The organism is Cloacibacterium sp. TD35 (assembly GCF_028864635.1).
In the GTDB taxonomy this organism is placed as follows: domain Bacteria; phylum Bacteroidota; class Bacteroidia; order Flavobacteriales; family Weeksellaceae; genus Cloacibacterium.
The window spans coordinates 2,048,083-2,063,142 of sequence record NZ_CP104850.1 but is presented as its reverse complement, the minus strand read 5'-3'; the positions used below and the strand labels follow the sequence as shown (position 1 = coordinate 2,063,142).

Here is a 15,060-nt window from a genome sequence, read left to right as displayed (position 1 = left end):
TTTGCACCACAAGAAAAAATAAAGCAATGGCAAACCAAATTAAAGGGAAAATTTCACAAATTATCGGTCCAGTTATAGACGTTCTTTTTCAAGAAGTAGAAGAATTACCAAAAATTTATGATGCTCTTGAAATTAAAAAATCAAACGGAGAAACTGTTGTATTAGAAGTAGAACAACACATTGGTGAAGATATGGTAAGATGTATCTCAATGGACGCTACTGACGGTTTACAAAGAGGGCAAGAAGTTGTAGGAACAGGAAACCAAATTACCATGCCAACAGGTGATGGTGTAAACGGAAGACTTTTTAACGTAGTAGGTAATGCAATTGACGGACTTCCTAATTTATCTAAAGATGGCGGTTTGCCAATCCACAGAGAAGCTCCTCATTTCGATCAGCTTTCTACTTCGGCTGAAGTTTTATTTACTGGTATCAAAGTAATCGACCTTATCGAACCTTATGCAAAAGGTGGTAAGATTGGTTTATTCGGTGGTGCTGGTGTAGGAAAAACAGTATTAATTCAAGAATTAATCAATAATATTGCTAAAGGACACGGTGGTTTATCTGTGTTCGCTGGTGTAGGTGAAAGAACAAGAGAAGGAAACGACCTTCTTAGAGAGATGTTAGAATCTGGTATCATAAAATATGGTGAAGGTTTCATGCACTCTATGGAAGAAGGTGGATGGGATTTATCTAAAGTAGATTTAGAAGAAATGAAAGATTCTAAATGTACCTTCGTTTTCGGACAAATGAACGAACCTCCTGGTGCAAGAGCTAGAGTAGCACTTTCTGGTCTTACGGTTGCTGAATATTTCAGAGATGGTGGTGAATCAGGTCAAGGAAGAGACGTATTATTCTTCGTAGATAATATCTTTAGATTTACTCAAGCTGGTTCTGAGGTATCTGCACTTTTAGGACGTATGCCTTCTGCAGTAGGTTACCAGCCAACTCTTGCTTCTGAAATGGGAGCAATGCAAGAAAGAATTACTTCTACTAAAAACGGTTCTATTACTTCTGTACAAGCAATCTACGTTCCTGCGGATGACTTAACTGACCCGGCGCCAGCAACTACGTTCGCTCACTTAGATGCAACTACCGTATTAGATAGAAAAATTGCTTCATTAGGTATTTATCCAGCAGTAGATCCACTAGCTTCTACTTCTAGAATCTTAACTCCAGAAATTTTAGGAAATGAGCATTATGATACAGCTCAGAGAGTAAAAGAAATTCTTCAAAGATACAAAGCACTTCAAGATATCATCGCAATCCTTGGTATGGAAGAACTTTCTGAAGAAGATAAATTAGTAGTATATAGAGCTAGAAAAGTACAGAGATTCTTATCTCAACCTTTCCACGTTGCAGAGCAATTTACAGGTCTTAAAGGAGCTTTAGTAGATATCAAAGATACTATTAAAGGTTTCAACATGATTATCGATGGTGAATTAGATCATTTACCAGAAGCTGCTTTCAACTTGAAAGGAACTATCGAAGAAGCTATCGAAGCAGGTCAAAAAATGCTTGCTGAAAACGCATAAATTAGACACAAGATTTTAGATTACAGACATCAGAGTTTAACTTGTCTGTAATCTGTAATCTGATATCTCAAATCTATAAGAAATGAATATTAAAATATTAACTCCGGAATTTGTAGTTTTTGATGGCGAAGTAGATTCAGTTCTTCTTCCTGGAAAAAATGGTGATTTCCACATCATGAAAAACCACGCCGCTATTGTTTCTTCTTTAGTGAATGGTAAAGTAAGAGTTTTCACGAATGAAATTCAGAATGAAAATTTTGCAAAATTCTTTACCAAAGAAAACGAAAAGAACAGTGTTTTTTCTTATTCAATCAACAGTGGTGTAGTAGAATTTAGTAATGATAAAGGAATAATCCTTTGTGATTAAAATTCTTCACAATAAATTAAAAACTCGAGCAATTTTGCTCGAGTTTTTTGTTTTTATAAGGTTAAGATAACTCCGTTTTCTTTTAAAATTTGCATCGGCTTAGAATACCAAAACAATTCGAAATCATCAAAATCTAATTCATATTTCGCTTTTAACTGATTAAATGTTATGTTTTTTTCAGAATGAATAGAGATTTCCTCAATTTTTTCTAACAACCAAATTGCTTTTTCTTTTTCTAAATTGATACTGAAAACATTGGTCTTTTCATGGAAGGTAAGTGTTGCCATTTCCCAAGAATTTCCTTTTTTTGACTTCGTGAAAAACTCTACCAAAGGTTTCGCTCCTGCCCAAACAATTTTAGCATTTGGTTTGGTGTTAAAGTGATCTTCTTCTAAAAGACAATCGTGAATATAATCAGGATGAATGGTAGTTTTCGGAATTTTAAAATCAAACCATTCTTGCAGTGGATTTTCAAAACAAATTCCGTGCATATAATTAAACAGAGATTTCTTAAGTCCAAAACTAAATTTAGTATGATCAATTCCGGTTTTATCCATAAATTCTACATCGTTGTGGGCAAAAGTAATCTCTTTCAAATGAGGAACTACCCCAAATTCTTCAGGGTTTTTTCCAACAGGAGAATGCGCGGTCATTGCAAATTGATGCCAAAATCCGCTTTGCAAAATACCCATTTCAAACATTTGCCTTACCATTTCCAAAGAATCAATGGTTTCTTGTTCTGTTTGAGTAGGATATCCGTACATTAAATAGGAGTGAACCATAATTCCTGCTTCTGTAAAATTTCTGGTAACTTTGGCAACTTGAGCAACTGAAACTCCTTTGTTAATGAGTTTCAATAATCTGTCAGAAGCTACTTCTAGACCACCAGAAACCGCTACACAACCTGAAAGTTTTAGTAAAAAACATAAATCTCGGGTGAAACTTTTTTCAAATCTAATGTTTGTCCACCAGGTCACAACCAATTTTCTTCTCAAAATTTCAAGAGCTACTTCTCGCATCAGAGCGGGTGGTGCTGCTTCATCTACAAAGTGAAAACCGTTTTCTCCTGTTTTTTCGATGAGTTCTTCCATTCTGTCTACCAAAATTTTGGCAGCAATAGGCTCATAAATTTTGATATAATCGAGCGATATGTCGCAAAAAGTACATTTTCCCCAATAACAGCCATGAGCCATCGTGAGTTTATTCCATCTTCCATCACTCCACAAACTGTGCATAGGATTGGCAATTTCTATTACGGAAATATATTGGTCTAAAGGTAAATCTGTGTAATCTGGAGTCCCAATTTCAACTTGTTTATAATCGTGTCTATCAGAGTTATTTTTATAAACAACTTCTCCGTTTTCTAAGAGGAAAGTGCGCTTGAATAAAGATGCTTCACGATGTTTAGAATGGCAGACGTTTTCAAAGAGCAATTCTATTGGCAGTTCGCCATCGTCTAATGTGATAAAATCAAAAAATTCAAAAACTCTTTTGTCTTTTAAATCCCTAAGTTCTGTATTGGCAAAACCTCCACCAAAAGCTGTTTTAATCTTTGGATAATGATTTTTAATGTATTGAGCGCATCTAAACGCTGAATATAAATTACCAGGAAACGGAACAGAAAAACAAACTAGTTTCGGCTGCATTTCGAGAAGTTTTTTATCTAAAATTTCAAGAGTAAAGTTATCTACGAAAGTTTTGTCTGATTGAAGTTTTTCATACAATTCGTCAAATGAATTGGCGCTTCTTCCTAGTCGTTCTGCATATCTGCTGAATCCAAAATTTTCATCAATATTTTCTATAATATAATCTGATAAATCTTCTAAGTAAAGGGTAGCGAGATGCTTTGCTTTGTCTTGTAATCCCATGTTTCCAAAAGCGTATTCCATATCATCTAAATGATTAAATCTGGAAGCTTCTGGCAAGAAATTCATACTGCAAATTTGTCTTGCAAGTGTTGGTTTTTTGTTATGAAGAAAAGCAATAACTTCATCTATGGTTTTGATATATTCTTCTCTCAATGCAAAAATTCTCTGAGCATTTTCAGATAAATTTTCGGGCTTTACGTTAAAAATTTGGGTTACTCCTTTTTTAGAAAAAATTTCTAGAATGACTTCAATTCCTAAATCGATTTGGTAACTCGAAATATTTTTGGTATTGAGAAATCCTTTCAAATACGCAGTTGCAGGATACGGCGTATTGAGTTGGGTAAATGGAGGAGTGATGAGCAGTAAATCTTTCAAAAAAATGAATTTTTGCAAAGGTATGATTTTCCTGTAGATTTTTGGAATAAAAAAATCCGTCAGAAGAGTTTCTCACGGATTATAATTCATTGAATTTTATAAATCAAAATCACCAGCAGCTTCTGGCTGATATATAAGATCTACAATTTTTATTTTGGTCATTCCACTCGGAACAATCCATTCTATTTCGTCACCGATTCTATATCCAATTAATGCTGTAGCAATAGGCGAAAAAATAGAGATTTTGTTTTCTTTTAGATTGGCGTCTTGAGGATATACGATTTTAAATGATTGCTCTTTTTGAGTATTTTCAAAAAATAGTTTTACTTCAGAATTCATAGTGACTACATCCTTATCAATCTTTTCTGAAGGTACAATTTCTGCTTTACTTAGTTCAGACAAAAGCTTTTCGGCCTCATTGCTGTTAATGGTTTTAGAATTTTTAGCATCAGTGATGGCTTTATAAATTCTAGTGTAATCATTCTTAGTTAAAGTTACTTTTTTCATAATATTATGCATTAAAAAAACCGTTTGGAGTTCCAAACGGTTTCAATTTTTTATTTTAATAAAAATTAAAGCGGTTTAAAACTCAAATTTTGTTCTTCTAATAATTTTTCAGCTTGTTGCTTGTAAACACCATTCACTAATTTATCGTGAATAGCTTCAAAAGCAGCAAGAGTTTCATTGATTTCAGCATCTGTGTGAGAAGCTGTAGGAATTAATCTTAGAAGAATGCTTCCTTTTGGAATTACTGGATATACAACTACAGAAGTGAAAATTCCGAAGTTTTCTCTTAAATCTTTAACTAAAAGAGTAGCTTCTACTGGTGTTCCTTGCATGAAAACAGGAGTTACACAAGTGTTAGAGTTTCCTAAGTTGAAACCTCTTTTTAGTAGGCCACTTTGTAGTTTTTCTACATTTTCCCAAAGTTTAGCTTTGATTTCTGGTCTGGTTCTTAACAGTTCTAATCTCTTTAAACCTCCTATTACCATTGGCATAGTCAATGATTTTGCGAAAATTTGAGAACGTAGATTGAATTTTAAGTATCTGATGATTTCTTTGTTTCCAGCGATAAATGCACCGAAACCAGCCATAGACTTAGCAAAAGTAGAAAAGTACACATCAATTTGGTCTTGGCAACCTTGCTCTTCTCCAGCTCCAGCTCCAGTTTTTCCTAAAGTACCGAAACCATGAGCATCATCTACTAATAAACGGAAACTGTATTGTTTTTTAAATTCTGCAATTTCTTTAAGCTTACCTTGTTGACCAGTCATCCCGAAAACTCCTTCAGTGATAACTAAAATACCGCCGCCGTTTTCTTCTGCAACTTTAGTCGCTCTTTTGATATTTTTTTCGAAGCTTTCCATGTCGTTATGACGGAACATGAAGCTTTTTCCCATGTGAAGACGTACTCCATCTACAATACAAGCGTGAGAATTAGAATCATATACAATTACGTCATGTCTTGAAATCAACGCGTCAATTGTAGATAGCATTCCTTGGTAACCGAAATTCAATAAATAAGCAGATTCTTTTCCTACGAAATCAGCTAATTCTCTTTCTAATTGTAAGTGTTGTTCTGTTTCACCAGACATTGCTCTAGCTCCCATAGGGTAGAACATACCATATTCAGCAGCTGCTTTAGCATCAGCTTCTAGAACTTCTGGGTGATTACAAAGTCCTAAATAATCATTTGCACTCCAAAAAATTACTTCTTTTCCTTGGAATTTCATTCTAGGTCCAATTGGACCTTCCAATCTTGGAAAAATGAAATAACCTTCACCATAATCTGCAAATTGACCTAGAGGACCAGGATTTTCTTTAATTCTTTCAAAAATATCTTTCATTTCGATGATATTGTGGATTTGTATTTTAAATTTTAAAAAAATCAGATGCCAAGAAGGACATCTGAATTCTATTTTTATTTAATATATTCTGTTTTAAAAACTTCTTCGTAATTATGGACACAATTATTGATGAATCCTTGTTCCTCCATCCATTTATCACTGTATACTTTGGTGATATATCTAGAACCATGGTCAGGGAAAATTAAGACTACTAAATCGTTTTCAGAGAAAGGATTTGCATGAGCATATTGTCTAAGAGCTTGTAAAACAGCTCCTGTAGTATAACCACCCATAATCGCTTCTTTAAGTGCTATTTCTCTAGTACAATAAGCACTCATTTCATCATTTACTCTTACAAAATGGTCTATTCTGTCAAAAAGCAAAGCGGATGGAATAAGGTTTTTGCCTAAACCTTCAATTTGGTATGAATGAATTTCAGAAGGGTCTATTTCGCCTGTTTCATGATAGGTTTTTAAGATAGAACCATCTGCATCTACACCAATAATTTTGATATCAGGATTTTTTTCTTTTAAAAATTTAGCCGAACCAGAAAGTGTTCCACCAGTTCCTGTACATGCAAAAAGATGAGTAATTTTTCCTTCAGTCTGTTCCCAAATTTCTGGACCAGTAGAAGAGTAGTGTGCATCTATATTAAGCTCGTTAAAATATTGATTGATATAGATAGAATTAGGCGTTTCAGCTGCAATCCTTTTTGCTACTTCATAATAAGAACGAGGATCATCTGCAGGAACAGAAGCTGGACAAACGTATACAGTAGCACCTAGAGCCTTTAAATAAGCAATTTTTTCTGGTTTTGTTTTATCACTTACAGAAAGAATACATTTATATCCTTTTATAATACTTACCATAGCGATTGAAAAGCCTGTATTCCCAGAAGTGGTTTCTACAATGGTAGCACCTGGGGTTAAAAGACCTTTTCTTTCGGCAGCTTCTATAATATGAAGCGCGATTCTATCTTTAGTAGAATGCCCCGGATTAAAAGATTCTATTTTAGCAAATACTTTTGCAGGAATATCCTTGGTCACTTCATTAAGTTTAACCATTGGAGTATTTCCAATTAATCCGAGAATGTTATCAAAAACGTTCGTCATTTTCTTCATTTTTCTCTAAAAAACCGATTGCAAAAATAAGAAAAAAATCAAATAAATTTATCATTTTATCCTAACATTTTGAACTGAAAGCATCTAGAAATGATTTTTTTCATATTTTTTGCTGATTTCTTTAACAAATATTAAGCCAAACAAACGTTTAATTTTATTTTTTCATTTTTTTTCTTAAAATATTCTTAATAAATAGATGTTTTAGAAAATATCAGAATAAAAAAACTTAATTTCGCAACATTGTAAATTTTTAAAAATTTCTATGAAGAATTGGACTTTCAAAAAATGGAATACCATTTTAGGTTGGGTGGTTTTTGCAATTGCATTTTTCACCTATTTATCTACTATTGAACCTAATTTTAGTTTTTGGGATTGCGGAGAGTACATCTCGTCTGCTGTAAAATTAGAAGTTACGCACGCTCCTGGTGCTGCATTATTCCAGTTAATGGGTGCTGTGGCGGCTATTTTTGGTTTCGGAGATGGCTCTAAATATTCTGTAATTATCAATGCTATGTCTGCGCTGTTCAGTGCATTCACCATACTGTTTTTATTTTGGACGATTACTCATTTTGTGAGAAGACTTTTAAATAAAGACTTTGAAGAGGTAACTGTTTCAGACGAAATTGCAATTCTATTTGCTGGTGTCATTGGTGCTTTAGCTTTTACTTTTTCAGATACCTTTTGGTTTTCTGCGGTAGAAGGAGAGGTTTATTCTATGTCTTCTATGTTTATAGCACTTTTGGTTTGGCTCATTACCAAATGGGAAAACGAATATCATGACAGTGATAATGAACGCTGGCTCATTTTAATTTTCTTCATTACTGGGCTTTCTGTGGGGGTACACATGATGGTAATGTTAGCAGTTCCAGCCGTTTGTTTGGTTTATTACGCAAGAAATTATGAATTTACATGGAAGAGTTTTATCATCGCTAATTTGGTGACACTTTTCATTTTAGCAGTTGTTTTCAAAGGGATTTTCCCAATTATCATGAGTCTTTTCGGTAAATCTGAAATTTTCTTTGTTAATGGCTTAGGTTTACCTTTCCATTCAGGAACTATTGCTGCATTTATCATTTTGTTTGCTTTAATGTATATAGGAATTTCTTATGCTAGAAAATCTAAAAGCAAATTATATCAAACTATTGCACTATCAGTAATCTATATGATTATTGGTTTTTCTTGTTGGTTAGTCATTCCAATTAGAGCGAATGCAAATCCGCCAATGAACCTTAATGATCCAGATAACGCCATCGGAATGCTAGATTATTACAATCGTGAGCAATACGGAGATTGGCCCACTTCTTACGGACAAAACTATACCGCATATTTAGACAACTATGGTATTGAAAAAAATGATGATGGTAGTTACAAAACGCAGAAAACAGGTGATGTTTATGAGAAAAACGAAAAAACTGGTCGTTATGATATCGTAGGAGAACGTTTTAATTACGTTTATTCTAAAGAACATGTAAGCATCATGCCGAGAATGTTTAATGAAGATGAAACCGTTATGAGCAACTACATCTCTATGTATGGTGCGCCGGATTTTGAATTCAATTATGACAATCAGGATATTGCAGATAATCCTCAGGCAAAACAAGTTTTTGACCAATTAAGACAAAAATTTGAAGACGGAAGCATTACGCTTGATGATTACAAACAAGCTAGAGAATATGATTTAATAAGGGTTCATAGACCTACATTGGCACAAAATCTTACGTATTTTGTAGAATTTCAAATAGGATATTATTTTGTAAGGTATCTCATGTGGAATTTCGTAGGAAGACAGAACGATTTAGAAGGTCACATGGAAAACACCAATGGGAACTGGGTTTCTGGTATTTCTGCAATTGATGAAATGCAATGGGGAAGCCAAAAAGATATGCCTGCAAAATTCAAAAATGAAAGTACAGTTTATTTCTTCTTTTTACCATTGATTTTAGGACTTTTGGGAGCGTTTTTCCAGTTCAATAAAGATTTTGGAAGATTCTGGGCGCTACTTTCTTTATTCGTTTTAACCAGTTTTGGAATTATTTTCTATACCGGTGTAAAACCTTTTGAACCAAGAGAAAGAGATTACGCTATGGTAGGAAGTTTCTATGCATTTGCAATTTGGATTGGTTTCGGAGCAGCAGCAATTCTTTGGTATTTACAAGAAAAAATTAAATCAAATGCTGCCACTTGGGTTACAGGAATCGTTTTATTAGGAGTTCCATTGATGATGGGCTTCCAAAATTATAACTCTCACGATAGAAGTGAGCGTTATGCTGCATATGATTTTGCTTATTCTTCATTAAAATCCCTTCCTAAAGATGATATTTTCTTCGTTTATGGTGATAATGATACGTATCCAATATGGGGATTACAAGAAACAGAGCAATTCAGAGATGATGTAAAAGTGGTGAATTTTACGCTTTTAGGAACCCCTTGGAATATAGACCAAGTAAAACGCAGAACATACAATTCAATGCCAGTTCCGTCAGTGCTTACGCACGAAGAATATAGAGATGGTACTAATGATCAAGTAGTTTTACTTTCTGCAGAAGATTGGAAAAATTTTATTCAGAATAATATAGATGCTGGCGTTCCAGAGAGTTTATTTGAGCCTTACAAAAAGTATATGGTTCAAGATTCTATGAACATCAAAGACGCCGTAAATTTCTTGAGAAAAAGAAGTCCAGAAAAAGATGAAATTTTAAAATTACTTTTTGGGGAAGATAAATATGAACGTTTTAATTTCTTGCCTGTTTCTAGGTTTGTTTTACCAGTAAATAAAGCAAATGCAGTGAAATCTGGTATTATTTCTGCTAAAGATTTACCGAATACAGTAGACCAAATTACCATAGATTACAGAAGAGGAAATATGTTTAAAGCTAATTATATCTTGATGGATATTTTGGCAAATTTTGATTGGAAACGTCCTATCAATTTCTCAGTGGGTGGAATTTATGATGACGAAAACATTTTCTATTTGAAAGATTATCTTCAGTTTGATGGTTTCAGCTATAGATTAGTTCCTATTAAAACAGAAGAAAGAGAAGATGGAGAAATGGGAAGAGTAGATGCTGAAAACCTATATCAAATAGTGAAAAACTACAAGTGGGGCAATTTCAAAGATCTAAATGTTCACATGGACGAAACTTGTACACAGAATATCGTAAGTTACAGAAGTTCTGCAAGTAGAGCCGCAGAAGCATTGACTTTAGAAGGTAAGAAAGCAAAAGCAATTGAACTTTTAGATTTAGCAAGCAGAGAAATACCTTCTTCAAAATATAATGACCCTCGTTCTTTAAGCGCAATGGTTTATGGGTATATAGTTGCAGGTCAAGAGCAAAAAGGATTACAACTGGCAGAACAATTAAAAAGAGATATTTTTGAAGAGTACGATTATTACTTGTCGCTTTCTAAATACGAACAAAAATTTGTAAGAAAACAGATGAATGCTCAACCAATCTTGTATTCATTGGTAACAGGAGCAGTTTCTGATGCGTATAAGAAAATCGGTCAAAAAGATAAAGGTTACAATTACTTGTTAAAATCCATCGAACCTATTGACAAGAGATTTAAAAACTTCATCAGTGATTTGCAAATGGCAGGAAAAGAAAAAGCTTTTAAAGAAGCTGAGAAAGTGCAAAAAATCACACCGTTTTATTCTTATTTATTTGAAGTGATGAAACCTTATGATTCTACTTATCCAAAAGAAAAAGAAGCGGAAATCACCAGACAAATGATGAAAGCAACGAACTAGTTTTTCAATTAAAATTTAACATAAAATCCGTTAGAAATATTCTGACGGATTTTTTTATGACTGAAAGTCTAAAATCTTTGACAGCGATTTTTTTAAAACTATATTTGTAAAAATTTACACGAAAAAATGTCTGAAACTATACAGAAGTACGCAAAATTTCCTCTTTTGGCAGTTGTTTTTACCGTATTGGTAAAACTTCTTTTTTTGCTCACGCATCATATTCAGGAAGATGCTTTTATCACTTGGAGAGTAGCGCAAAACTTATTAGATTACAGTGTAATTGGTTTCAATGGAGAAACTAAAATTTCTGCTTCTACTACGCATTTGTATGTGTTTGTTTCTTATATTTTTAATCTGATTTTTGGCAAAGAAGACTTCATTTACCCATTATTGGTTTTCAATTCATTATTGTTTACGATTGGGAGCTACTTTCTTTCAAAATTAATCCTCAAAAATCCTTTACATCAAGCTATTTTCATCTTCTTATTTGGCATTTTGCCTCCTTCTATTAAAATTTCAATTCTAGGTATGGAATATGGACTTTTATTCTTTCTAGAAATGGCTTTGTTGTTTTTCGGTTTCAAGCAGAATAAAATCTGGGTACAAATTCTTTTCCCTATTCTCATTCTTTTCACAAGAATAGATACGGTGATTTTCTTAGGAATCGTTTTTTTGGTCGATATTATTTGGAATAAAAAAGTCCGTTGGTTCTACATTTTAGGTGGAATTTTAGGAGTTGCCGTTTTGATGAGTTTTAACTGGTTTTACTTCGGAGAATTGGTAAATAACACCATTGTTGCCAAAAGTGTGACGTATGCAAAAAACATGAGTTTGGCACTCCAGTGGAAATATTTCCTAATGAATTATGGTAATTTCTGGGGAATGCTGAAACTTCCTGGAGATTTTAATCCTTTCACGATTTTAGTTCTAGTTTTTGAGTTTTTAGCGTTTTTATACATCGTTTCGAAAAGAGAAAGCAAAAACCTTTTCATCTGGATTATTTTCCTTTTTGGCTGGACAAAACAATTGATTTTTATTTCACAAAGAAGTTATTTTGATTGGTATTATTGGGTTCCACAGATTTTGCTTTTTGCAGTGATTTTGGTATTTGTTTTAGAGCAAAAGATATATAAATTTTGGTGGATTTCTCTGCTTCTTATTTTTTATATTTTACCGATGGCTGCTTTTCAAACGGTTCATTCTATCGCCACAGGAAACGGTGAGTGGAATTATAGAAGAAGCATTGGTTTGTTTCTAAAAGACTATGAAAAAGATAAAAATCAATACATTTTACTAGAGCCAGCGGGTTATATTCCTTATTTTTCGGGTTTAAAGGCAATAGATGAAGTTGGTTTGGTGGATAAAGAAGTTCAAACTGAAATCAAAAAAGACAAAGTCAATTATTGGAAAAATACAGTCGAAAAAAGGAAACCAAAGTATTTATTGGCGCCCAAAAACTTATTTGAAGGAAAAGATGGAAGTTTTTACCAAGAAAACTATCGATTATTGAAGGAGTTTAGAATTAAAAATCACTTAAATTCTGACAATAAAATTTTAGAAAAAATATACAGATTAAAACCTTCTGGAACAGATTATAATCTCTACGAAAGAAAATAAATTTACTTAATGAATTACTGTGCTTTTTTACGCGGCGTAAACGTAAACGGAACTGCAATGAAAATGGTAGAAGTCTGTGATGTTTTCAAAAAGGCAGGAGTGAAAGACGTTTCTAGTGTTTTGGCAACAGGAAATATTTTATTTAAGTCTGATGAAGCTCCAGAGATTTTAAAACAAAAACTAGAAAGATTACTTTCTGAGCATTTTCGTTACGAAGCATTTTTGTTTTTAAAAACTGATGAAGAAGTGAAGCAAATTTTAGAAAATTCTCCTTTTGAGAAAGATGAAAATCTTCATATTTACAGCTTTATTTGTAATGCAGGAGACGAAAATCTTTTGATGGAAGAGTTTTTAAAAGCAAATCATCAAGAGCAGGAAGAAGCTAAACTAATCAATAGTAATTTTTATTGGAAGATTTCTAAAGGAAATACGCTTAATAGTGAGTTTGGTAAGATTTTGGGAAAGAAATCTTTTAAAAATATTCTAACCAGCCGAAATATCAATACTATCGAAAAAATTGTCAATAAATTTAATTAATTTTAGACCGCTAAAATCATTATAAAATGAAACTAAAACATACAATTATCGCTCTAGCAGCACCTTTCCTTATGAAAGCACAACAAGTGATGACGCCAGAAATTCTCTGGACACTTAATAAATTCTCGGTTACTGCAGTAGAACCGTCTCAATCTGGGTTATTCTACAGCGTAGGAAAAGTAGATTTGAAAACCGAAAAGACCAACAAAGAACACTTTTACTACGATTTGTCAAAAAATCAAACTTCTAAAGTTGATTTTGGCAAAAAATCTTTAATTCAGTGGGATAAAAATGGAATTTACGCTTCAGAAGGCGATAAAATCTATATTTCTAAAGACAGAGGATTAACATGGGCTGAATTTTATACTATAGGTGATGCAGACAATATTATCATTTCTCCTGATGGTAAAAAAATCGCTTTCAGTAAGTCAGTTCACGTAGAAAATTTGTTAGGAAAAGACAAATATTCTGACCTTCCTAAAACGACAGCTCAAATCTATACAGACCTTAACCATAGACATTGGGACGCTTGGAACGAAGGAAAATACAATCACGTTTTTGTAGCCAATGTAGGTGAAGATGTTGCTAAAGCTAAAGATTTATTAGAAAATTTACCTTTTGATTCTCCTCAAAAACCTCATGGCGGAAGCGAAGATTTCGTTTGGAGTCCAGATTCTTCTAAGGTTTTATACGTTTGCAAGAAAAAATCGGGTAAGGATTATGCAACAAGCACTAATACAGATATTTACGCATATGATTTAGCTTCTGGTAGAACTGAAAACTGGACAGAAGGAATGATGGGTTATGATGTAAATCCTAAGTTTTCACCAGATGGAAAGTCTTTGCTTTGGCAATCTATGGCGAGAGATGGTTATGAAGCAGATAAAAATGATATTGTAGTGATGGATTTGACTTCTAAAAAAATCACAAATCTTACTAAATCTTGGGACGAAAGTGTAGTGGGAGATATAGCATGGAGTCCAGATTCTAAAAATATTTATTTTTCTACCGCATACAGAGGTGTAAAACAGCTTTTCCACATTGGTTTAGATGGGAAAGTGAAGCAAATTTCTGGTGGTAATTTTGATGTGAATGAAATTATTGCCTTCCAAAGCGGAAGTATTTTAGTAACCAGAACAGATATTAATCATAATGCAGATTTATTTAAAGTTAATGTTAAAGACGGAAGTATGATTCAGCTAACTTCCATAAATAAAGATACTTATGCTAAATTATCTCAAGGCAAATCTGAACTGAAAATGGTAAAAACTTCTGATGGAAAAGAAATGGGAGTTTGGTTCCATTATCCACCAAATTTTGATCCGAATAAAAAATATCCTACACTTTTATATTGTCAAGGTGGTCCACAATCTGCATTGACTCAATTTTTCTCTACCCGTTGGAATTTCGCTTTGATGGCTGCAAATGATTATATCGTAGTTGCACCAAACAGAAGAGGAATGCCAGGTTGGGGAACCAAATGGAACGAAGATATCTCTAAAGATTGGGGAGGACAACCAATCAGAGATTATCTAGCGGCGGCAGATTTTGCTAAAACTTTACCTTATGTAGATGGTAATAGAATGGCTGCAGTAGGAGCTAGTTACGGTGGTTACAGTGTTTTTATGCTGGCTGGAGTTCACGAAAATAGATTTAAAACATTCATTGCTCATGACGGACTTTTCGATATGAAATCTTGGTACGGAACAACTGAAGAATTGTGGTTTGCGAATTGGGATTTAGGTTCGCCTTGGGAAAACCCTTTACCAAAAGCATATACTGATTTTAATCCAATCAATTTTGTTGCCCAATGGAATAAACCAATTATGGTAATTCAAGGAGGTCTTGATTTCCGAGTGGGTTATGAACAAGGTCAGGAAGCTTTTCAAGCAGCAAAAATGAAAGGTCTTAAAACCAAATTCCTTTATTTCCCTAATGAAAACCACTGGGTTTTACACCCTCAAAATGGTTTAGTTTGGCAAAGAGAATTCTTCGATTGGTTGAAAGAAACTTTGTAGAAATTAAGAATTAAAAATTAATATTAA

General features: G+C 33.4%; 10 protein-coding genes. 6 read left to right on the top strand and 4 right to left on the bottom strand.

Features of this window, described 5'->3' with window-relative positions:
- The first annotated feature begins 26 nt into the window (after positions 1-26).
- Positions 27-1,535, top strand: coding sequence for a F0F1 ATP synthase subunit beta (atpD, locus tag N7277_RS09485; RefSeq protein WP_213195886.1), 1,509 nt, complete (start codon positions 27-29; stop codon positions 1,533-1,535).
- Between the two features lie 82 nt (positions 1,536-1,617).
- The gene (locus N7277_RS09480) at positions 1,618-1,902 is read left to right on the top strand and encodes a FoF1 ATP synthase subunit delta/epsilon (RefSeq protein WP_104792726.1); all 285 of its coding nucleotides are present in this window, start codon (positions 1,618-1,620) and stop codon (positions 1,900-1,902) included.
- Between the two features lie 53 nt (positions 1,903-1,955).
- On the opposite strand, the gene N7277_RS09475 is transcribed toward N7277_RS09480, so the two are convergent.
- The 4 genes from N7277_RS09475 to N7277_RS09460 form a co-directional block, all read right to left on the bottom strand.
- Entirely contained in the window at positions 1,956-4,145 is a 2,190-nt protein-coding gene (locus N7277_RS09475) for a B12-binding domain-containing radical SAM protein (RefSeq protein WP_274779318.1), read from the bottom strand.
- 96 nt (positions 4,146-4,241) lie between these two features.
- Positions 4,242-4,652, bottom strand: a complete 411-nt coding sequence (gene rnk / locus N7277_RS09470; protein WP_274779317.1) for a nucleoside diphosphate kinase regulator — start codon at positions 4,650-4,652, stop codon at positions 4,242-4,244.
- A 65-nt stretch (positions 4,653-4,717) separates the two neighbouring features.
- The gene (locus N7277_RS09465) at positions 4,718-5,992 is read right to left on the bottom strand and encodes an aminotransferase class I/II-fold pyridoxal phosphate-dependent enzyme (RefSeq protein WP_274779316.1); all 1,275 of its coding nucleotides are present in this window, start codon (positions 5,990-5,992) and stop codon (positions 4,718-4,720) included.
- Positions 5,993-6,066: 74 nt separating this feature from the next.
- Entirely contained in the window at positions 6,067-7,104 is a 1,038-nt protein-coding gene (locus tag N7277_RS09460; protein ID WP_274779315.1) for a PLP-dependent cysteine synthase family protein, read from the bottom strand.
- Between the two features lie 271 nt (positions 7,105-7,375).
- Here N7277_RS09460 and N7277_RS09455 point away from each other — a divergent pair, with 271 nt between their 5' ends.
- The 4 genes from N7277_RS09455 (at position 7,376) to N7277_RS09440 (ending at position 15,033) form a co-directional block, all read left to right on the top strand.
- Positions 7,376-10,861, top strand: coding sequence for a glycosyltransferase family 117 protein (locus N7277_RS09455; RefSeq protein ID WP_274779314.1), 3,486 nt, complete (start codon positions 7,376-7,378; stop codon positions 10,859-10,861).
- A 126-nt stretch (positions 10,862-10,987) separates the two neighbouring features.
- Positions 10,988-12,478, top strand: coding sequence for a hypothetical protein (locus tag N7277_RS09450; protein WP_274779313.1), 1,491 nt, complete (start codon positions 10,988-10,990; stop codon positions 12,476-12,478).
- Positions 12,479-12,487: 9 nt separating this feature from the next.
- Complete coding sequence (locus tag N7277_RS09445) at positions 12,488-13,015, top strand: DUF1697 domain-containing protein (RefSeq protein WP_274779312.1); 528 nt, start codon at positions 12,488-12,490, stop codon at positions 13,013-13,015.
- 26 nt (positions 13,016-13,041) lie between these two features.
- Entirely contained in the window at positions 13,042-15,033 is a 1,992-nt protein-coding gene (locus N7277_RS09440; protein WP_274779311.1) for a S9 family peptidase, read from the top strand.
- Positions 15,034-15,060: the final 27 nt, after the last annotated feature.